The sequence below is a fragment of the Pseudomonas sp. KCJK9016 genome, assembly GCF_046231795.1.
Lineage (GTDB): Bacteria > Pseudomonadota > Gammaproteobacteria > Pseudomonadales > Pseudomonadaceae > Aquipseudomonas > Aquipseudomonas bananamidigenes.
This window is the reverse complement of record NZ_JBJJMM010000024.1, coordinates 1-21,094: the sequence shown is the minus strand read 5'-3', so window position 1 is coordinate 21,094 and position 21,094 is coordinate 1. Positions and strand designations below refer to the sequence as shown.

Below are 21,094 nucleotides of genomic sequence, written 5' to 3'. Positions count from 1 at the left end.
GACCCTGCTGCAATCAACCAAAAAGGATCGAACAATGACCTCCGTAGCCGATGCCGTAAAAGCAATGCAAGCCAAGTTCAACCCAGCTGCCGCTGCCGGCCTGGACCTGGTTTTCGGTTTCAACATCACTGACGAAGACAAGCACTACGCCCTGATCGTCAAAGACGGCACTTGCGACATCCAGGAAGGCGAAAACGCCGACGCCAACTGCACGCTGGTACTGGACAGCGAAACCCTGAAAGGCATCGTCAGCGGCGAAACCGACGGCATGCAGGCCTTCATGGGCGGCAAGCTGCGCGTCGAAGGCGACATGATGCTGTCGATGAAACTGTCCGAGCTGTTCCCGGCGTAAGTCGGCAGCCAGACTGCGAACAAATCCCGCCCCTGTGGCGGGATTTGTCGTTTCAGGCATTCGAACCGGCAAACGATGCCGCCAGCAACTCCCGTGTATACGGATGCCGCGCCGAGCCAAACAACATATCCGTTTCGCCGCGCTCCACGACCTCGCCCTCCTTCATCACGATCAGATCGTGTGCCAGCGCTCGCACCACCGCCAGATCATGACTGATGAACAAATACGTCAGCCCGTGTTCCTCCTGCAACCGGCGCAGCAGCGCGACGATCTGTTTCTGCACCGTGCGATCCAGCGCCGAGGTGGGTTCGTCCAGCAGGATCAGATCAGGTTTGAGCACCAGCGCCCGGGCGATGGCGATGCGTTGACGTTGCCCGCCGGAAAATTCGTGGGGGTAGCGGTGACGCGCGGCAGGGTCGATGCCCACTTCCCTCAAGACATCGATCACGGCCTGTTCACGCTCCCTCGCGCTCAAGTCACTGTGCACCTGCAACCCCTCGGCAATGATCTGCTCAACACACAAGCGCGGACTGAGACTTCCGAACGGATCCTGAAACACCACTTGCAGGCGCTTGCGCAATGGCCGCAGTTGTTTGCCGCTCAGCCCCTCCAAGGCTTCGCCTGCAAAGCGGATGCTGCCGTCGGCGTCGATCAGCCGCAGGATCGCCTGACCGAGGGTGGACTTGCCCGAACCGGATTCGCCGACGATGCCCAGGGTCTTGCCTCGCTGCAGAGTCAAATCAATACCGTTGACCGCGTGCAGATACGACTTGCGCCGCAGCCAGCCGCCACCGAGGCGAAAACGCACGTTAAGATTGCGCACCTGCAGCAGATCCTCCGCCCGGTCCCGGCATAACGCCGCAACACCGGGTTCGGCATTGAGCAACTCGATACTGTAAGGATGCTGCGGCGCCCGGAATAACTGCTCGCAAGTCGCCTGCTCGACGATTTCGCCGGCACGCATCACCGCCACCCGCTGGGCGATGGTGCGCACCAGATTCAAGTCATGGCTGATGATCAGCAGCGCCATGCCCAGTCGTTGTTGCAGGTCCTTGAGCAGCAGCAGGATCTTGCGTTGCACGGTGACGTCGAGGGCCGTGGTCGGCTCGTCGGCGATCAATAACCGAGGCTCACACGCCAGCGCCATGGCGATCATCACTCGCTGCCGTTGCCCGCCGGAGAGTTGATGCGGATAAGCCTTCAGACGCTCGACCGGGCGTTGAATACCCACCAGTTCCAACAGCTCGATAATCCGTTTGCGCGCCGCCACACCCGCCAGGCCTTTGTGCAGCGCCAGGCTTTCCCCCAGTTGCCGCTCGATGCTGTGCAACGGGTTCAGCGAACTCATGGGCTCCTGAAAAATCATTGCGATCCGGTTGCCTCGCAGTTGCCGCAGATAACGCTCATGTACGCCAAGCAACTCTTCGCCACCATAGCGAATGCTGCCATGGATCTGCGTAATGTGCGGATCGAGCAGTTGCAGGATACTGTGGGCCGTCACCGATTTGCCGGAGCCCGACTCCCCCACCAGTGCCAGGCACTCCCCCGGACGAATGTCCAGATCAATACCGTGAACCACTGCCTGGCCTTTGAAAGCCACGCGCAGGTCGCGTATTTCGATCAAGTGTTCACACATATCAAGTCCTCGGGTCGAAGGCATCACGGCAGGCTTCGCCAATGAAGACGAGCAATGAAAGAATCAACGCAAGCGCAAAAAACGCCGTCAGTCCCAGCCATGGCGCCTGGAGATTGCTCTTGCCCTGACCGATCAACTCACCCAGCGAAGCGCTGCCCGCCGGCATGCCGAAGCCGAGAAAGTCCAGCGCCGACAACGTCGCGATAGCCCCGGTGAGAATGAACGGCAGGTACGTCAGCGTGGCGCTCATGGCGTTGGGCAGGATGTGCCGCACCATCACCTGTGTATTTCCGACGCCCAACGCCCGCGCCGCTTTCACGTACTCCAGGCCCCGGCTGCGCAGGAATTCGGCGCGCACCACATCCACCAGGCTGAGCCAGGAAAACAGTGCCATGATCCCCAGCAGCCACCAGAAATTCGGCTCGACGAACCCCGACAGGATGATCAACAGATACAACACCGGCAGCCCCGACCAGACTTCCAGCAAACGCTGCCCGATCAAGTCGACCCAACCGCCGTAATAGCCCTGCAGAGCGCCGGCGGCAACGCCGATCAAAGCACTGGCGGCAGTCAGCGCCAACGCAAACAGCAACGAAACCCGGGTGCCGAAAATCACCCGCGCCAGCACATCCCGCGCCTGATCATCGGTACCCAGCCAGTTATCGCCGGAGGGCGAGCTCGGTGCCGGTTCCGTGAGATCGTAATTGACCGTGTCGAAGCCGAACGGAATTGGCGCAAACCACATTCGGCCGCCCTGCCCTTCGATCAGCTGGCGCACCTGGGCGCTGCGATAGTCCGGTTGAAATGGCAGCTCGCCACCGAAATCCTGTTCGGTATAACGCTTGAATGCCGGAAAAAACCATTCCCCTTGAAACGTCAGCAACAGCGGTTTGTCATTGGCAACCAGTTCACCGCCCAGACTCAGCCCGAACAATCCCAGAAACAGCCACAACGACCACCAGCCGCGTCGATGAGTCTTGAACCGCGCCCAGCGGCGCTGCCCGATGGGAGAAAGCGTCAGCATCACGCAGCCCTCGCAGTCAAGTCGATACGCGGGTCGACCAGCGTGTAGCACAGGTCGCCCAGCAGTTTTATCAGCAGCCCGAACAAGGTGAAGATGAACAGCGAACCGAACACCACCGGGTAATCTCTCGATACTGCCGCCTCGTAACTCAGGCGTCCGAGGCCGTCGAGGGAGAAGATCACTTCGATCAGCAATGAGCCACCGAAGAACACCGTCACCAATGCCTGAGGCAACCCGGCAACCACCAAAAGCATCGCATTGCGAAACACATGTCCGTACAACACCTGCCGCTCACTCAGGCCCTTGGCCCGGGCCGTGATCACGTACAGCCGAGAAATCTCGTTGAGGAAGCTGTTCTTGGTCAGGATCGTCAGGGTCGCGAAACCGCCGATGACCAGCGCGCTGACCGGTAGCACCAGATGCCAGAAGTAATCCGCCACCTTGCTCCAGAGCGTCAGCTCGGCGAAGTTGTCCGAAACCAGCCCGCGTACCGGAAACCAGTCCAGCACCGTGCCGCCGGCGAACACCACGATCAGCAGCAGCGCGAACAGAAATCCGGGCATCGCGTAGCCGATGATGATCGCTGCGCTGCTCCAGACATCGAACGCGGATCCGTTGTGCACGGCCTTGCGAATGCCCAGCGGAATCGACACCAGATAAGTGATCAGCGTCGCCCACAGCCCCAGCGACAAGGTCACCGGCAGCTTCTGCCAGATCAGTTCGGTCACCGTGGCCCCGCGAAAGAAGCTCTTGCCGAAATCCAGTTGCGCGTAGCTTTTGAGCATCAGCCACAAACGCTCGGTGGCGGGCTTGTCGAAGCCGTACTGACGCTCGATATCGGCCACCAGTTTCGGGTCCAGACCGCGAGTGGCGCGGGACTCGCCGCCAATGGTTTCGACATGGCTCGCTCCCACGGCACCGCCGACGCCGATCCCCTGCAACCGGGCGATGGCCTGCTCCACCGGGCCACCGGGTGCGGCCTGCACGATCACGAAATTGACCAGCAGAATCGCCAGCAGAGTTGGCACGATCAGCAGCAGACGCCGCAGGCTATAACCCCACATGGGCGAACTCCTTTTGCTGTTTTTGCGCCTGAGTGGCGGTCAACGCCGTCGGACTGATTTCCCACCAGGTATCCAGGCCTGCGTCGTACAGGGGCGCGATCGCCGGCCGACCAAAACGGTTCCACCACACCGTGGAGATTCCGGGCGGGTAATAGTTGGGAATCCAGTAGTACCCCCACTGCAGTACCCGATCCAGCGCCCGGGCATGACGCAGAAGACTTGCGCGACTGTCGGCCTGCACCACGCCTTCGAGCAACGCATCCACCGCCGGATCACGCAGTACCATGTAGTTGTTGGAGCCCGGATCATCGGCACCGTCGGAACCGAAGTAATTGAACATTTCACGGCCCGGCGCCTGGCTCACCGGATAACCGACCACGATCATGTCGTAGTCACGACTGCGCACGCGATTGGTGTATTGCGCGGTGTCGACCTGACGGATTTCGAAACCGATACCGATCTGCGCCAGGTTGCGCTTAAACGGCAACAGCAAGCGCTCAAAGCCTTTCTGGCCATTGAGAAAGGTGAATTGCAGCGGCTCGCCGGCAGCGTTGACCAGTCGATCGCCACGGGGTTTCCAGCCGGCGGCCTCCAGCAGTTTCAACGCCTGCAACTGTTGCGCGCGAATGTTGCCGCTACCGTCGGTGCGCGGCGCTTCAAACACCTGGCTGAACACCTCGTCGGGGATTTTGCCACGCCACGGTTCGAGAATTTTCAGTTCCTCGGCGTCCGGCAATTCAGTGGCCGACAGCGCGCCATGGGAAAAGAAACTGCGCTGGCGCAAGTACATGCTGCGCATCATCTGCCGGTTGCTCCATTCGAAATCCCAGAGCATGGCAATCGCCTGGCGCACCCGGCGGTCCTGAAACATCGGTTTCTGCAGGTTGAACACAAACCCCTGGGCACCTTGCGCAGCGCCTGGTGCAAGGTGTTCGCGCAGCAGCTTGCCCTGCTCCAGCGCCGCACCGGCATAGCCGACGGTGTAACCGGTGGCAGAAAACTCGCGGTTGTAATCGAACCCGCCGGCCTTGAGCACTTGCCGTGACACGTCGGTGTCGGCAAAGAACTCCACGCTCAGCTGATCGAAGTTGTAGAGCCCGCGAGTGATCGGCAAATCCCTGGCCCACCAGTCCTTGATCCGCTGGAATTTCACGCTGCGCCCGGCATCTACCGCGCTGATCTTGTAAGGCCCGCTGCCCGGCGGAATCTCGAACCCACCGCCTTCTGCAAAGTCCCGCGTGCGCCACCAGTGTTCAGGCAAAACGGGCAACACCGCCAGATCCATCGGCAAGGTGCGGCTGTCGTTGTTCTTGAACACGAAGCGCACCCGGGTGGGTGATTCGACCTGAACCTCGGCGACATCGCGGAACTGCTGCCGGTACTTCAGGCTGCCCTTGGTGATGAACAGTTCAAAGGTGTAGCGCACGTCCTCGGCGGTGATCGGCGCGCCGTCTTCGAAGCGCGCCTTTGGGTCGAGATAGAAACGCACCCAACGTCGATCCGCATCCAGCTCCATTCGCTGCGCCACCAGACCGTAGACGCTGTAGGGTTCATCCTTGCTGCGATAAGCCAGCGGCGCGTATAGCCAGCCATCGACTTCGGCGACACCGGTGCCTTTGTCGACGTAGGGAATCAGGTGATCGAACGGACCGCTTTCCAGCGAGGAACGCCGCAGGTTGCCGCCCTTGGGCGCATCGGGATTGACGTAGGCCAGATGCTGGAAATCCGCGGCGTATTTCGGGGCTTCGCCGTAGACCGTGAGGGCGTGCCGTGGCTGCGCAAATAACGCCGGGCTCAGCAAAAGACATACACCCAGCAAAGTGATTCGGGAGAACATGGTCAGATCCTTCAACCCCGCGCCCGCCTGATTGTGTTGTGCAACAGGCGGGCATTTTTTATAGAGCCGCTTTTAGAACGATGGGTTACTAAAACCGGCACTGACTGGTCATCTCAGAACTTGTAGTTGATGCGCGTGTACAACGTCCGCCCGAACGGGTCACCGTATTTCGGGTCGTAGCCGCTCTGGAACGTGTAGGTCTGATTACTGAATGGCGGCTCGCGATCAAACAGGTTTTTCACGCCCAGCGTCACGGCCAGTGTCTTGCGCCAGGTGTAGGTGCCGGCCGCGTCCCAGACGTTGTACGAACCGACGTAGTCGTGAGTTTCGCGATCCGAGTCGTGATAACCGCTGGTGTAGCGGTTGGTCAGGCTCGCGCCGAACGGGCCGTAGTTCCAGCTGCCGGTCAGGCTGTGACGCCAGCGGGCCACTGCGCCGGCCGACGCGAAGTCGCCACCCCGAAAATCGCCAAGCTTGTCGATGAAGTCGCCCTTGAGTTGCTGCTGATACTCGTAACGACTGACATAGGTGCCTTGCAGAGCAATCCCGAAATCGCCGTACGGCGTGCTCGGCAGGCGATAGTCGAAACTGACGTCAACGCCGTTGGTCTTGATCTTGCCGAGGTTGGCCAGGCCGGTGACAACGTGATCGATGGAGCCGTCGGGCTTGCGGATCAAACGCTCCGGATACAGCTCCGGATTCTCGAACACCGCCGACTCGGGGAACTCGGCGATCTGGTTGGCGATGCTGATCCACCAGAAATCCAGCCCGGTGGTCAGGCGGTCGAACGGCTGATAAACGAAACCCAAGGTGACATTGCGTGCCGTTTCCGGGCTCAGGTCAGTATTACCGCCTGTGGTGCGGTTGAACTGCTGGGCGCAGTCGCGGTTGGCAATACCGCCGTTGCTCGGATTGCCACCGGCACACAGGCGCGGGTCGTTGTAATTGGCGTTGGTGAAGGTCGTGAAGTTCGGGTTGTAGAGTTCGTACAGCGAGGGCGCACGGAAGCCTTCGCTGTAGGCGCCGCGAACCACCAGTTCCTTGAACGGCTGGAAGCGGAACGAATACTTGGGGTTTGTAGTGCTGCCGAAATCGCTGTACTTGTCGTGCCGAACCGCAGCGGACAGTTCCAGACTGTCGAGCACCGGCACATTGACCTCGGCGTACTGCGCCGAGACGCTGCGATCCCCTGACACACTGCCATTGGGGTCCACACCGAGGCTCTGCACATCGCCGGCAAACGCGGCGAAGTCCTGATGAAAATCTTCCTTGCGATACTCGCCACCCAACGCAAGCGCCGAAGGACCGGCGCCGAACCAGTCGCCAATCTCGCGGCTGACACGACCATCGATCGCCTTCACCCGGCCCACGGCTGTCGCGTAATCGCCGTCCACAGCGTTGGCCGCCAGCAATGCTGAACCGGCAGCATTCTGCGGGCCGAACGGGTTGATCACGCCGCTGGCGATGCCCTGGCTGACGGCCCGATCATTTACGTAACCGCTGCGAATGGTATTGACCACTTTGTTCTGGTTGTAGGAGGCGCCCAGATTGTAGTCCCAGCCCGCCAGCGCACCGTCGAAACTCAGCAGCAGGCGCTGGCCGGTGTTGTCGTCTTCGTGGCGGCGGGCGCCGACAGCGGTTTCACGCCAGTTCACATCCACCGGTTGCGTCGGATCAAGGTCGAAACCGCTCGGTCCGGGGGTGATGCCGTTGCCCGGATAGAACGCCGTGCCGGGATTGACCTGGTTGCCCATCAACGTGCCGGGGCCGATCTGGGTTCGGTTTTCATTGCGCGCCCAGAAGTATTCGAGGCTGACATTGTGATCGTCCGACAGCTTGCCGGTGGCTTTGGCGAAGGCCGACGTTTTTTCGGTTTCCGGCACCAGGTCGAGGTAATTCCACAGGCTCTGACGGCAGATGCCGTTACGCAACAGCAAGCCTGGCGCGTTGCATCCGGAACCGGCCAGCGGGTTGGTGGCGTTGCGGCCCTGGCTCCAGTTGGCGGGTGATGCTGTGCCGGACGTGTAATCAAGCCCCCGTCCGGGCTGGTAGTTGTAGGTGTAACCACGGTCTTCGGCGGCCAGCCGTTGCTGCTTGTCGTAACTCACGACGCCGAAGACGTTGAAGCGATCGTCCTGTAAATCACCAAAACCCCAACTGCCGCTGAAATTGCGGCTTTCACCGCCGCCGGCATGGGTCGGTGTGTCGTAGCCGGTGCTGATCTGGCCTTCGGTGAGGCTGGTTTTGGTGATGAAGTTGATCACCCCACCGATCGCATCGGTGCCGTACAGTGCCGAAGCACCGTCGCGCAGTACCTCGACCCGGTCGATGGCGGCGAACGGAATGGTGTTGAGATCCACACCGGAGCCATTGATGGCGTTGGTTGCGTTGTTGCTCAAGCGGCGTCCGTTGAGCAGCACCAGCGTCTTGTTCGGTCCGATGCCCCGCAAGTCGGCGTAGGACGCCCCGCCACTGCTCGAACCCACCGAGCGTCCGGAACCGACGGAGGACTGGTTGGCGGAAATCCGGCTGACCAGCTCTTCAGTGGTCGTCACACCTTGCTTCTGCAATTCTTCCACCCGAAGGATGGTCACCGGTACGGCGGTTTCGGCATCGACCCGGCGGATCGCTGTGCCGGTGACTTCGACGCGTTGCAGTTGGGTCGTCGGCTCGGTTGCCGTGCTATCGCCGGCGACAGCCGGCAACGTGTTGATTGCCAGCAGCAAGGCCAGGCTCAAACGGGATTTAACGGGTGAAAAATGAATCATGAAAAGCCATCCCTGCGTTCTGTTTTATGCAGGGATGTGCGATGGCGAATGAAGATTTATAGAGTTCGGTTTAGACCGTTGGGTACTGAGGTTATGCAAAATGCGGCATGGCGATTCATCAGACCAACGCCATTTCCCTGAGTAAACGGGTATCGAGGCCGAACCGCTCCTGCGAGACCATCCTGAACTGCCCTTCTGCCAGTTCACAGCTCACCAGTAGATTCCACGAGTAGCGGGTCGCTGCCGACGGGATCAGCACGAATGGATGCTCCGCCAATAACGCGTCAGCGAACAATCGCTGATTGGGAGAAGGCCGTGCAGGGCTCAGCCAGTAAGGATTCGGTACCTCTTCGGGCTGCACGATTTTGACCTTCGCATTGTTGATGACTTCGAAACACGTCAAAACGTAAGGTTCGCGATCCAGGTCATCGAAACTGCGGTTGGCTGCCACCTCCAGAATGGCCGAGGACGGATCGACCGATGCATAGACGACGCGTCGTCCGGGTCTATTCCATCGACCGCCTCTCAGCTTTGATCCCATCCCGCTGTCCCACGTTCTTCCATAAACCTCGCGATCCAGCCGCCATGCATACCAATGCTCGTCCCAGGGCAATGGGTTCATGGATAAACCCCATAGATAAGTTGCCCCAGATACTGCTCCACCATCTGAAAGCCCAGTGGGTGTCGGGTCAACTCCAGGGGAACACGATCGTGAAAGTAGGTGGAGGGTTTCTGCATCCAGGCCTCCGCCCGAGGCTGCCCACCGAAGGCCTCGATGGCCAACTCCAGCACCAGTGCATATTGGTAGGCGATGACGCTCTGCTGGGGGTCAAGACGTACCGGCTTGCCTTCTTTCAACAGTCGCCGAACCGTTCTGACAGACTTGCCAGTAATGCGCCGGACCATCTCGCCTTGCTGGTAAAGCGCGGAGGTCGAAAGCATGTCGACGACGTCGCTCAACTCGAAGCCTTCATCGGTAAGGTGAACGATCAGCATGGCGTCATCACCGATGTTCCGGCCATGCACAAGCAAATCGACAGGTTTGCCCTCCACCTTCTTCAAGCCCGCCAACCGGGGTACTTTGGCACTGGGCAACGCGACATCCTCCTTGGGGCACCTGGCACGATCGTTGCGCCATTGATGACGAGCGGAATAAGCAGGCGTTTCGTATTCGAGGTGTGCAGTTCGCATGATCCATCCATTATCAGAGGCCTTAACGTCCAGGCCGATTGCGACTTCAATGTCAAAGCCGATGCTATAGATCATGCTTCCGACGACCAACCTGAAAAAGTCGTCGGAAATATCCCCGATTTCACGCGAAGCCTTCTTGTTTCCGTAGGACGATACCGACCACAGAGACTCAGCTCCCGAAGTGATAACTCACATCCAGCCACCACTGCCGCCCATACGGATCGTAGTTGCCGGTGGGGTAATAAGGCCAGCCTGCGGAGTCGTCATGCTTGATCTGATCGAGCACGTTGTTCACGGTCAGTCCGACGCTCGCCCGGTCGTTCAAACGGTAGCGCGCGCTGGCGTTGAACACCGTCCACGGAGACAGACGCCCGTCGCCCGCGCCGTTGGTGACCGAGCCATAGCGAATGCCCATCAGCGTCGCCGTGGCCTTCTGGTATTCCCAGGTCAGGCTGGCGTTGACCTTGCTGCGCCAGTCGTAGTTGCTGCGCGAGGTACGCAAGTCCTGGGTCGGGGCCTCGTCCGATTCCTTGTAGTAGTGCGATAAAACCAGGGTGTAACCCAGCGCCGAACTGAACGCTCCGTACTGCCCGGCACCCCAGCGAATGTTGCTCTTGAAGTCGAGACCGCTGACCCGCTCGCTGGCGGCGTTGATCGCGTTGACCCGCACCCGCTGCAACTGATTGGGATCGATGGCGGCATTGCCGGGATTACGATCGACGCGTGCCAGGGTCGACTGGCAGTTGGCCGAGTTGATGTCCTGAGTGCCGTTGCGGCATTCGTTCTCTTCCTGCAACAGACGATTTTCGTCGACGGTGGTCAGCAGGTCGTCGATTTCCACCCGCCAGAAATCAGTGGAGAAATCGAAATTGCGCGACGGCGACCAGACAAACCCGTACGTCCAGGATTTTCCGCGTTCGGATGCCAGATCCGCCGTGCCGCTCTGGGTGTAGTCGACCCGCCCGCGATCACAGGCGCCTTCCACGCCCTGGCTGCAGCCGTAGTAGTCGATCTGCGCCGGGTAGTAGCCGTTGCTGTCGGATTGGTAGATGTAGTTCAGGTCCGGCGCACGGAAACTGGTGCCGTAACTGCCGCGCAGCAACAGGCTGGTGATCGGGCGCCATTCCAGGCCGAGGTTGTAGGTTTTCTGCTGCTCGGTGCGGCCGCTGAATTTGTATTGGTCCCAACGCCCCGCCGCTGTCGCCAGCACCGTATCGGTGACGGGAATGCTGAATTCACCGCCGGCTGCGTAACGCTTGCGCGAACCGCCGGAGCCTTGCGCCGGCGTCACGCCGTAAAAACTGCCGTCGTTGAGGCTGTCATCCGGATCGATGCGGTACTCCTGCTTGCCCGCCTCCAGCACGCCGGCAAATCCGACCGGGCCGGCGGGCAGGTCGAACAGATCGCCATTGACCGAGGCGTTGTAGCTGGTGGATACCGACTTGCTGCTTTGAGTCAGGTTGCCGCGAAACTGCTGCCATTCCTCGGGCGTCAACGGCCGGTCGAGGCGCGAGGCGTCCGGTGCGAACACCGGATAACCGTCACGGGTGCCGAGCTGCGGGCCGAGATAAAAGTCCTGGATCGACGACAAGGGTGTGTAACGCGTGGTGCGCACGCTTTTGTATTCCGAGCGGTTGGCCGCCAGGTCATAGCGCCAGCCGGTGTCGGCGATCTTGTCCGACAGCCCCAACGTGCCGGTCCATGAGGTGTCGCGCCATTTGCTGTTGTTGCTGGTTCGCCCACCGATTTCCTCTTCACCGAAACGGCGATACCAACGCTCCAGATTGCCGCTGTTCTGGTTGATGAAGTCTGGCGAAGTAAAGGTCGGGCCACGGGTGTTGTTCTGGATATGATCGAGGCCGTACATCAGGTCGGCGAACACTTGACCGCTGTCGCTGAAATGCCAGGTACCACGGGTGTAGCCGTCGTAATTTTCCTTTTGCGTCTGGATCGTCCAGTAATCGTTGTACATCTGGTCGGTGCGGCAACGCCCGCCGTTGTTGAACAGCTTGTTGTCGAATGTGCCTTGATAAGCGCCGCAGCCCGGCCCCAGATAACGGTTGAGGGTCAAGTCACGACGGTAGCCGACATCCGCCAGCGGACCGCTCTGCATGAAGCCGCGATCATCGGCCCAGATCGGGTCGCGGTTGGTCAGCTCAAGTCCGAACAACCCGTCGAAATCGCCCCAACTGCCGCCGCCGCTGATTTGCAGCCGCCGGTTGTCACCGCCGCCACGCTCGCTGGTGCCGCCCTTGAGATTGACGTCGACGCCACTGATCTTGTCCTTGAGGATGATGTTGACCACCCCGGCAATCGCATCCGAACCGTAGATCGCCGAGGCGCCGCTGCTGAGGATTTCGATGCGGTCGATGATCGCCGACGGAATGTTGGCAAGGTTGGTGAAGTTGACCTTGCCGTCGTACGGCGTCGGGTAATCGGCGACCCGCCGGCCATTGATCAGCACCAGCGTGTGGTTGGGTCCAAGGCCGCGCAGGTTGAGGGCGCTGGCCGCCGGTTGCCAGGTGTTGCCATAGTCTTCGCCCTGGGTCATGCCGGTGTTCTGGGTTTGCGTGGCGAGGGCGTCATAGACGTTCTTGTAGCCCCTCGCTTCCATTTCTTCATGGGTGATGACGTTGACCGGTGTCGCGCCATCGCTCTGCGCCCGGGCGATCCGCGAGCCGGTGACCGTGACTTTTTCCATGCGGTAATCGGCGTTGCTGGCGGGCGCCACAGCGGTGGCCTTGACGGGCACGGCGCTCGGCACATCGGCCTGACGAATGCTCAGGCCTTGAGTGCCCTGCTCGACTTGCAGGCCGCTGCCGAGCAAGGCTTTCTCCACCGCTTGCCGCCCTCCCAATGCGCCGCGCACCGCACCGCTGCGCTTGCCCTGAACCAGATTCTGATTGAAGGAAATCGGCACGCCGGTCTGGCGCGAGATATCCAGCAGCACCTCGTCGAGCGCACCTGGGGCGATGTCGAAAGTGAACACTTGCGTGGCAGCGTCTTGCGCCAGAACGGCCGAAGGAACGATGCCTGTCACCAGCACGGCGGCCAGCGTCAGGAGGGGTAATTGTTGTTTGAATGAGAACATCGAGGGGCTTCCCTGTTGAAGGCGTCTGCAGGGAATGAGCAGCGGGCCGGCGCTTTTTATAGGGTGGCGGATAGACCGGGAAGTTATGGTTTTATAACCGCGCTTCGACGCTCACCCAGTACGGGTTGTGCCAGGTCACGCGGATCGGCAGAGAACGCTCAAGCAATTGCAGCGTGCGGTCACTGTCGTCCAGCGGAAAAAGACCGCTGAGGCGCAGACCGGCGACCTCGGGGCTCAGGTGCAGGATGCCCCGACGGTAGTTGCGCAGGCTATCGATGACTTCACTCAAGGGACGGTCGCGCACCTCGAGACGCCCCTGAACCCAGGCACTTTCCTGTCCCTTGCTGCGTTCCAGAGAGAGGATTTGCCGTTCGTTGAACAACAGGCTTTCGCCCGCCTCCACCACCTGTCGCACGCCGCTGGCGGTTACGACTTCTACCTGTGAATGCAGCATCACCAGCCGCGTCGCATCTTCTGCGCGCTGCACCAGAAATGTCGTGCCGAGTGCGCGCATCCGTCCGTGGCCGGTTTCGACCACGAAGGGCCGGGCCGGATTTTTCGCCACATCGACCAACAGTTCACCGCTGCGCAAATCCAGCAACCGCTGGACGCTATCGAATCGCGGCACTACGCGGCTGCGGGCGTTGAGCGTCAGAGCGCTGCCATCCGCCAATGTGAATGCACGTCGCTCGCCTGTTCCGGTGGACAACTCGCCAGCCTCCGGCAACCAGCCATAACGACGGCCGATCAGACCGGCCAGCACCGCGATACCGAGCACGCTCAGGCTGCCGCTGATAAACCGGCGACGGCTGGACGGTGCATTGAGGCTGCGCAACAGACTTTCACGGGGCACCCCGCGCAAGTCCGAATGACGCAACAGGTTCAGCCCTCCGCCCATCTGCTCGATGATCTGCTGGTGCCTTGGATCCGCCGCACGCCAGGCTTCGAACGCTGCACGCTCCTGCAGGCTGACGTCCGCCGACTGCAACAGCGCCATCCATTGCGCGGCTTCATCGATCAGTGTTTCGTCCGGTCTCATGCCTGCATCGCCTGATAGCAACGCTTGAAGGCTTCGACCATGTATTGCTGCACGCGGCTGGTGGACACGCCGAGGTGTTCGCCGATTTCGCTGTAGGTCAGGCCATCGAGTTGATGGTAGAGAAACGCCGCCTTGGCCTTGGCCGACAGGCCGTTGAGCAAGCGATCCACCGCCAGCAACGCTTCGATCACCAGCGCCCGTTCTTCGGGTGACGGATGCACCGGCTCCGGTGCCAACGCCAGGCTCTGCAGATAGGCGCGCTCCAGATCCTGCCGTCGCCAGCCTTCGTAGACCAGCCGCCGGGCAATCGTGGTCAACAGCGCGCGCGGCTCACGAATTGCCAGCGGATCGGGCAGCGCCAGCACCCGCAGAAAAGTTTCCGAAGCAATGTCCTGCGCACTGTGCGGGCAACCGAGGGTACGGCTGACCGCGGCGCATAACCATCGGTAGTCCTTTTGGAACATCTGCCCGATGACCTGGTAATGCGGGTTGTGACTCCCCATGCCTTGCTCCCTGAGAACGGGCTCCACCCGCTGCGAAAATCCATGAATACGCCGGGATCGTCCGGCGTTGATCAGGGCTGCGACTGTGCAATAGCGTCGCGGACATTTGAAGTAATAAAAAATCAGGATATGCAAACCATTGAGCATAAGACGTTTTGTCGCCACGGCAACATTGGCTGACACAACGTTGATCTCGATCAGTGGCGTCCGTCCAGCCAATCTCTAACCTTGCGCCTCCATCGATAGCCACGGACGGCTCACCGGGAGCTGCGGCTGACCTTTCAAGGAAGAGCAATCATGCGATCACTCAACATCATTCTTTTGTCTTCGGCATTCAACGGTCTGACCCAACGTGCCTGGCTGGACCTGCGCCAGGCCGGGCATTCGCCCAGCGTGGTGCTGTTCACCGATGAAGCCGCCGTGTGCGAGCAGATCGAAAACAGCGGCGCCGATCTGGTGATCTGCCCGTTCCTCAAGGACCGCGTCCCCCATGCACTGTGGAGCAACCTTCAGCGTCCGGTGGTGATCATTCATCCCGGCATCGTTGGCGATCGCGGTGCCAGCGCACTGGACTGGGCCATCATGCGCGAACTGCCGACCTGGGGCGTGACGGCCCTCCAAGCCGTCGAGGAAATGGATGCCGGGCCGGTCTGGGCCACCTGCGAATTCAACCTGCCGGCAGGCCTGCGCAAATCCGAGCTGTACAACGGTCGGGTCGCCGATGCGGCGATCCGTTGCATACGCGAAGTGGTGGAAAAATTCATCGACGGGTTTGTTCCGGTCCCCCTGGACTACACCGATCCCAAGGTTCGCGGTTGCCTGCAATCGAACATGAAGCAGGATGACCGCACCTTCAGCTGGCACGACTGCTCGCGCTTCATCAAACGCTGCATCGACGCCGCGGACGGTCAGCCCGGCGTGCTCGCCAGCCTCGCCGGCGGCCAGTATTACGTGTACGACGCGCACTTCGATCAGCGCACCGGCATCCCCGGCAAGATCCTCGCGGTACACGACGACGCCGTGCTGGTGGCCACCGGTGATCACAGCCTGTGGATCGGCTCGCTGCGACTCAAACCGCAACCGGGCGAAGAAACCTTCAAGCGTCCGGCGCGACATGTGCTGGCCGGGCAACTGGCGGGCGTGCCGGTGCTGGACTGGTCAATCGCCAATGCGCCGTTCAGCGACGAGGCGTATCAGCCGATCCGTTACCGCGAATCCGGACACGTCGGCGAGCTGACGCTGGAGTTCTACAACGGCGCCATGAGCACCGAACAGTGCCAGCGCATGGTCGAAGCGCTGCGCTGGGCCAAATCCCGTGACACCCGGGTACTGCTGGTCAAGGGTGGACGCGGCAGTTTCTCCAACGGTGTGCACCTGAACGTGATTCAGGCCGCCGAAGACCCGGGCGCCGAAGCCTGGGCCAATATCCAGGCCATCGACGATGTCTGCGCCGAGTTGCTCAGCGCACGGCAACTGGTGGTCAGCGGGATCACCGGCAATGCCGGCGCTGGTGGCGTGATGCTCGCGCTGGCGGCGGATATCGTGTTCGCCCGTGCCGATATCGTGCTCAACCCGCATTACAAAAGCATGGGCCTGTACGGCTCGGAATACTGGACCTACAGCCTGCCTCGCGCCGTCGGCCCGGCCATGGCCGAACAACTGACCCAGGCCTGTCTGCCGGTCAGTGCTGCTCAGGCACTGCAACTGGGCATGATCCAGGAAGTCGGCCCGCGCTGCCCGGACGAATTTGGTCTGTGGTTGCTACAACGGGCCAACGCGGCGCTGACCGATCCGACCTATGCAGCGGTGCGCGAACGCAAGCTGCGGGTCGATCATGAGCTGATCCGCCAATGTCGCGAGACCGAGCTGCAAGAGATGCAGGAAGACATGCTGTACAACCGTAATCAGTTCGCCGAGAAGTGCCGTAATTTCGTGTACAAGCGCAAGACGTGCTGCACGCCGGCGCGGTTGGTGGAGGAATGGGCGCGGGTGCGTGAGGCTGAGTTGGCCGGTTGAATCCCGATGCAGGTTCGCGATTGCCCGATGACGCGATCGCGAGCCTGCACCTACAATGCCGGCACCTCAACCTCCGGCCCGCCCATGGATATCGACCTCGCCCGCACCTTCCTGGAAATCGTCCGCCACGGCAGTCTCGCTGCGGCGGCAGAAAAACTGTTCGTCACCCAGACGGCAATCACCGCCCGGGTCCAGAAACTCGAAAGCCAGTTGGGCAGCACACTGTTCGTGCGCAACCGCGCCGGTGCGCGCCTGACCGCCAACGGCGAGGCCTTCGTGGTCTACGCCAATCAATTGGTGCAGACCTGGGAAGCCGCCCGCCGCGACTTGCCGCTGCCCGAAGGCTACGACAACGTGCTGCACATCGGCGGTGAGGTCAGCCTGTGCAACCCGCTGATGCTCAGCTGGGCCGCCGAGCTGCGCGAGAAAATCCCCAGCCATGCCCTGCGCATGGACATCCGTGACGGCGAGAACTTGCTGCGTCAGCTCGAACTTGGCGTGCTCGATGCCGCCCTCGTCTATCAACCGGAATACTGGCCGGGACTGCAGGTCGAGCAAGTGCTGGAAGAAAAACTGATTCTGGTCCGCACGCCGAACCGCCCCGCTCCCTACGTGTACATCGACTGGGGCAGCGACTTCCGCCGCCAGCACGACGCCGCACTGCCGGAAAAAGCCAAGGCCGCCCTGAGCTTCAACCTCGGCCCATTGGCCCTGCAATACATTCTGGAGAACGGCGGCGGCGGCTACTTTCGCACCCGAGTCGTGCGCACCTACCTGGAAAGCGGCGCGCTGGAAGTGGTGACCAAAGCCCCGGAATTCGGTTATCCGACCTACCTCGTCTACTCCCGTGACCGCGACTCGGCGACCCTGCAACATGCGTTCGACCTGCTGCGCGAAGTGATCCGGGCCGATGACGACTGGTCGCAGCGCTGGAACCCGTTGAGCTGACGGCCACTTTGCACCGAAGCATGGCCGTTGTGTCGTCAAGGCAGGCCCTGCATAAACGGCGGGATCGGCTAATCTGCCGGGATAACGACAATATCCGCAGGTGACCGCAGTGAGGCAGACCACCGAGGCATTTCGCAGCCGCTACCGTGCGGCGATTCATCCGCTGTACAACCCATGGCTGCACGGCGCCTTCGTGCTGCTGTTCGGCGTGCTGGCCATCGGCGCGTTCTGGAGCAGCGTGCAGCAGGTGCGTGTGCTGGAATGGCTGACGGTGCCGCTGACTTTGCTGTTCTTCAATTTCGGTGTGTACGTGGTGCATCGCCACCTCGGGCATCACAAAAAAGCCTTCGCCAGGATGTTCTACGCCCGCCATGCCGGCGACCATCACAGTTTCTTCACCCCCGGCCACATGACCTGGGACAGCGCCCGCGACTGGCGGGTGATCCTGTTTCCGGCATGGCTGATCGTGGTACACACCCTGGTGATCACCTTGCCCCTGTGGTGGCTGTTCGCACAGGTCAACGCCAATGTCGCCGGGCTGTTCGGCGGCTGCATGGTGCTGGGTTATCTGACCTATGAGGTGTTTCACGCCTGTGAACACCTGCCGCAAGCACATCCCCTGAGTCGTCTGCCGTGGATTCGTCAGATGCGTCGTCTGCACGAATTGCACCATCGCCGCGAACGCATGCAGGAGCGCAATTTCAATATCGTGTTGCCGCTGATGGATTACCTGTTCGGCACCCTCTATTGGGAGCCGGAACCCGTCCCTCTGACCGATTCGAGAACGCCCATGACCCGCATGCAGCACCCGATCGACATTACCGGCGAGCCGATTGCCGTACTCGCCTACGCCGCCACGGTCAGCCGCTGGCCGGAGTGGCATCCGTCTTCGCTGAAGATCGACGGCCCAGCCGGCCCGCTGCATGCCGGCGCGCGTTTCGAGGAAGACATTCACGCCGGTGGCCGCGAAGGGCATCTGAGCTGGGAGGTGACCGAATACCTGCCGGGCCGGCGCTGGTGTGCACGGGCTCAGGGCGATCATGGCCTGTCTCTGCTGCTGACCTATGAATGCTCGGCCCATAACGACGGCACACGGTTCGTGCGCACGCTGGATTACCGTTTCGAAAGTCTGGGCATGCGCATCGCCAATCAGCTGTTGCTCAAGCGTCGTATCGAACGCGAGTCGGCCGCCTCCATGCTGGCCCTGCGCGACAGGGCGACCCGACACCTTTCACTTGCAGGAGCCCACGTGTGAAGCTGCGCCATCTGATCCTGTTGCTGGTGATACTGATTCTGGCCTTCCTGCTGCTGATGCCGACCAAAGTCGAGCCCGTGGCATGGACGCCACAAATGGCCCCGTCACTCTCCGAAGGCCGCTACGCGGACAACCAGCGTCTCAAAGGTGTAAAGCAGGTTGGCCCGAGTGACATCGAAGGTCCGGAAGCCCTGCTGCTGGAAAACGACTTTCTGATCACCGGCCTGCACGACGGGCGCCTGCTTCGCACCAGCCTCGACGGCCAGCAACGCCAGGTGCTCGCCGACACGGGCGGCCGGCCGCTCGGGCTGGCGCGGCATCCCAATGGCTTGCTGGTGATTGCCGACGCCGTGAAAGGCTTGCTGTCCCTCGATGCCCAGGGCCGGCTGACCGCGCTGACCACTGAAGCCAACGGGTTGAAATTCGGTTTCACCGACGATGTGGCCATCGACAAGTCCGGGCATTACGCCTACTTCAGCGATGCCAGCAGTCGCTGGGGCTACGGCCACGACGGCGAAGCGATCATCGAGCATGGTGGCGACGGCCGCTTGCTGCGCTATGACTTCCAGACCGGCAAGACCAGTGTCCTGCTGGACAGGCTGGAGTTCGCCAACGGCGTCACCCTCGGCCCGGATGACGCCTATGTGCTGGTCAACGAAACCGGCGCCTATCGCATCAGCCGCTACTGGTTGACCGGACCGAAGGCCGGCACCCATGACCTGTTCATCGACAACCTGCCGGGCCTGCCGGATAACCTCGCGTTCAATGGCCGCGACCGCTTCTGGGTGGCGCTGTACACACCGCGCAATCCGTTGCTCGATGGCACCGCCGGACACCCGTTCGTGCGCAAGATGATCGTTCGGGCCATGACGGTGCTGCCCAAACCGGTGGAGAAGCGCGCCTTTGTCCTGGGGCTGGATCCGGACGGCAAAGTGATCGCCAATCTGCAGGATGGCGGCCCTGGCAACTACTCGCCGATCACCACGGCGCGCGAGTATGGCGACTGGCTGTATTTCGGCTCGCTCAAGGCGACGCACATGGCGCGGATGCCCCTGGAGACTGCCTTGAAGTGAACCCCGACCGGCGATAGCGGGCAATCAGTTGCCGGATCGATCGAACTTGTCGGGATCTTCGTCTTCCGGCAATTCGTCTTCCGTCGGCTCTGCCTCGGGATTCGCAGTCGTGTGCGCCGGGCTGTTGCGCTCGGGATGGGTGGGAACCGGGTCGAATGCGCCCTGCTCTTCACTGGGGAATCGGGTATCGCTCATGAGGCACCTCGCAAGGGAGTCGATGACAATGGACTCTGAGCTTTCGAGGTGCCGATCGCGGGAATCGTTTCAATGGATCCGCCCGGCGGCCGGGAGATCGACCACGGGTCAGAGATGCGGCTGCAATTGCGCGACAATCTGATCCTTGACGTACACGCGGGTTTCTTTCAGCTTGCGCAAGACATCGTCGCTCGGCGCATTCGATGTTGCGTTCTCAGCCTCGACGACGTCTTTGTCCGCCAGCAGGTATTTGTTGATCAGTGCATCCAGATGCGGGTCCTGAGAGCGTATCTGCTGGATCTTTTCCTTCGTGATGTTCAGATCCTGATAAAGATCGTGGGGAACCGGCATAAAACACCTCCATAATTGATCGAGGGCGAGCGCCACTGATTGCGCTACCGGCTCCAGAATGGCCCGTCCGCCCCCCTTCTGTCGACCCCTGCGGCAAACCGGCGACAGCCGTTCGTCGCCCTGACGCAAATACGATAAAACCTTCCTTCCCCCGCTTCCCTCCATTGAATGACACCTACAAAAACCTGCGTGGAGAAACATCAATGGACGGATTCAACCTGCGTCACCTTGCCCTCGCCATCGCCTTGAGCACCGGCGTGAACGGTGCTTTCGCCGCCACCTCCAACAGCTTTGTCGATAACGCGGCAGCCGGCGGCATCGCCGAGATCGAAACCAGTCGTCTCGCGCTGGAAAAGAGCCAGTCGGCGGACATCAAGGATTTCGCCAACATGATGATCACCGACCACAGCAAGGCCAACGATGAACTGGCGGCCATTGCCCAGGCCCATGACATCAAGGTCCCGGATTCCACCACTCTGGTGAAACAAGCCAAGGAGAAAATCCTCGACATGCGCGATGAGTCCTTCGATGCGGCCTACGCCAACAATCAGGTCAAGGCTCATGAGGAAACCATCGAGCTGTTCAAGAAAGAAGCCAATACCGTGACCGACGACAAGGTCAAAGGCGCCAGCGAATTGAAAGGTTTCGCCCAGAAAATGCTCCCGGCTCTGGAAAAACACCTCGCTGCGGCCAAGGAACTGCAGGCCAAACACCCAAGCAAATAAACGCCAGACACACGAAAAGGCCGTAT

The 21,094-nt window shown here is 61.1% G+C and carries 18 protein-coding genes; 6 read left to right on the top strand and 12 right to left on the bottom strand.

Annotated elements, in window-relative coordinates; translation table 11 throughout:
• The first annotated feature begins 34 nt into the window (after positions 1 to 34).
• Complete coding sequence (locus tag ACK6BI_RS21415) at positions 35 to 352, top strand: SCP2 sterol-binding domain-containing protein (RefSeq protein WP_010223709.1); 318 nt, start codon at positions 35 to 37, stop codon at positions 350 to 352.
• A 52-nt stretch (positions 353 to 404) separates the two neighbouring features.
• On the opposite strand, the gene ACK6BI_RS21410 is transcribed toward ACK6BI_RS21415, so the two are convergent.
• From ACK6BI_RS21410 to ACK6BI_RS21365, 10 genes are all read right to left on the bottom strand, one after another.
• Complete coding sequence (locus ACK6BI_RS21410) at positions 405 to 1,988, bottom strand: ABC transporter ATP-binding protein (protein ID WP_409318611.1); 1,584 nt, start codon at positions 1,986 to 1,988, stop codon at positions 405 to 407.
• A gap of 1 nt (position 1,989) precedes the next feature.
• A complete protein-coding gene (locus ACK6BI_RS21405; protein WP_409318610.1) occupies positions 1,990 to 3,012 on the bottom strand; it encodes an ABC transporter permease in 1,023 nt (340 codons plus the stop codon).
• Positions 3,012 to 4,076 carry a microcin C ABC transporter permease YejB gene (locus ACK6BI_RS21400; RefSeq protein ID WP_409318609.1) on the bottom strand — a complete coding sequence of 355 codons (1,065 nt, stop codon included), beginning with the start codon at positions 4,074 to 4,076 and terminating at the stop codon, positions 3,012 to 3,014. Before ACK6BI_RS21400 ends, ACK6BI_RS21405 begins: the two co-directional genes overlap by 1 nt.
• A complete protein-coding gene (locus tag ACK6BI_RS21395; protein ID WP_409318608.1) occupies positions 4,063 to 5,913 on the bottom strand; it encodes an extracellular solute-binding protein in 1,851 nt (616 codons plus the stop codon). Before ACK6BI_RS21395 ends, ACK6BI_RS21400 begins: the two co-directional genes overlap by 14 nt.
• 113 nt (positions 5,914 to 6,026) lie before the next feature.
• Complete coding sequence (locus ACK6BI_RS21390) at positions 6,027 to 8,681, bottom strand: TonB-dependent receptor (RefSeq protein ID WP_409318607.1); 2,655 nt, start codon at positions 8,679 to 8,681, stop codon at positions 6,027 to 6,029.
• A 118-nt stretch (positions 8,682 to 8,799) separates the two neighbouring features.
• Positions 8,800 to 9,303, bottom strand: coding sequence for an RES family NAD+ phosphorylase (locus ACK6BI_RS21385; RefSeq protein ID WP_065257823.1), 504 nt, complete (start codon positions 9,301 to 9,303; stop codon positions 8,800 to 8,802).
• Positions 9,300 to 9,776: an antitoxin Xre/MbcA/ParS toxin-binding domain-containing protein gene (locus tag ACK6BI_RS21380; RefSeq protein ID WP_409318662.1), complete on the bottom strand. Its 477-nt coding sequence runs from the start codon at positions 9,774 to 9,776 to the stop codon at positions 9,300 to 9,302. The genes ACK6BI_RS21385 and ACK6BI_RS21380 overlap by 4 nt, the downstream gene beginning before the upstream one ends.
• A gap of 265 nt (positions 9,777 to 10,041) precedes the next feature.
• Positions 10,042 to 12,963 carry a TonB-dependent receptor domain-containing protein gene (locus tag ACK6BI_RS21375; RefSeq protein WP_409318606.1) on the bottom strand — a complete coding sequence of 974 codons (2,922 nt, stop codon included), beginning with the start codon at positions 12,961 to 12,963 and terminating at the stop codon, positions 10,042 to 10,044.
• A gap of 91 nt (positions 12,964 to 13,054) precedes the next feature.
• Positions 13,055 to 14,002, bottom strand: a complete 948-nt coding sequence (locus ACK6BI_RS21370) for a FecR domain-containing protein (protein WP_409318605.1) — start codon at positions 14,000 to 14,002, stop codon at positions 13,055 to 13,057.
• On the bottom strand, positions 13,999 to 14,505 hold the full coding sequence (locus ACK6BI_RS21365) for a sigma-70 family RNA polymerase sigma factor (RefSeq protein ID WP_065257826.1): 507 nt from the start codon (positions 14,503 to 14,505) through the stop codon (positions 13,999 to 14,001). Before ACK6BI_RS21365 ends, ACK6BI_RS21370 begins: the two co-directional genes overlap by 4 nt.
• 297 nt (positions 14,506 to 14,802) lie before the next feature.
• Between ACK6BI_RS21365 and ACK6BI_RS21360 the strand changes: the two genes are divergently transcribed.
• The 4 genes from ACK6BI_RS21360 to ACK6BI_RS21345 all read left to right on the top strand — a co-directional run bounded on the left by ACK6BI_RS21360 (position 14,803) and on the right by ACK6BI_RS21345 (position 19,797).
• On the top strand, positions 14,803 to 16,521 hold the full coding sequence (locus ACK6BI_RS21360; RefSeq protein WP_409318604.1) for a hydrogenase maturation protein: 1,719 nt from the start codon (positions 14,803 to 14,805) through the stop codon (positions 16,519 to 16,521).
• 84 nt (positions 16,522 to 16,605) lie between these two features.
• The gene (locus ACK6BI_RS21355; protein WP_409318661.1) at positions 16,606 to 17,469 is read left to right on the top strand and encodes a LysR family transcriptional regulator; all 864 of its coding nucleotides are present in this window, start codon (positions 16,606 to 16,608) and stop codon (positions 17,467 to 17,469) included.
• A 109-nt stretch (positions 17,470 to 17,578) separates the two neighbouring features.
• The gene (locus ACK6BI_RS21350; RefSeq protein WP_409318603.1) at positions 17,579 to 18,724 is read left to right on the top strand and encodes a sterol desaturase/SRPBCC family protein; all 1,146 of its coding nucleotides are present in this window, start codon (positions 17,579 to 17,581) and stop codon (positions 18,722 to 18,724) included.
• 56 nt (positions 18,725 to 18,780) lie between these two features.
• Positions 18,781 to 19,797, top strand: coding sequence for an SMP-30/gluconolactonase/LRE family protein (locus ACK6BI_RS21345; RefSeq protein WP_409318660.1), 1,017 nt, complete (start codon positions 18,781 to 18,783; stop codon positions 19,795 to 19,797).
• Between the two features lie 24 nt (positions 19,798 to 19,821).
• Here the strand turns inward: ACK6BI_RS21345 and ACK6BI_RS21340 are convergent, their stop codons facing one another.
• On the bottom strand, positions 19,822 to 19,992 hold the full coding sequence (locus ACK6BI_RS21340) for a hypothetical protein (RefSeq protein ID WP_409318602.1): 171 nt from the start codon (positions 19,990 to 19,992) through the stop codon (positions 19,822 to 19,824).
• Positions 19,993 to 20,100: 108 nt separating this feature from the next.
• The gene (locus ACK6BI_RS21335; protein ID WP_065257831.1) at positions 20,101 to 20,343 is read right to left on the bottom strand and encodes a hypothetical protein; all 243 of its coding nucleotides are present in this window, start codon (positions 20,341 to 20,343) and stop codon (positions 20,101 to 20,103) included.
• 203 nt (positions 20,344 to 20,546) lie between these two features.
• Between ACK6BI_RS21335 and ACK6BI_RS21330 the strand changes: the two genes are divergently transcribed.
• Positions 20,547 to 21,068, top strand: coding sequence for a DUF4142 domain-containing protein (locus ACK6BI_RS21330; protein ID WP_409318601.1), 522 nt, complete (start codon positions 20,547 to 20,549; stop codon positions 21,066 to 21,068).
• Positions 21,069 to 21,094 lie beyond the last annotated feature (26 nt).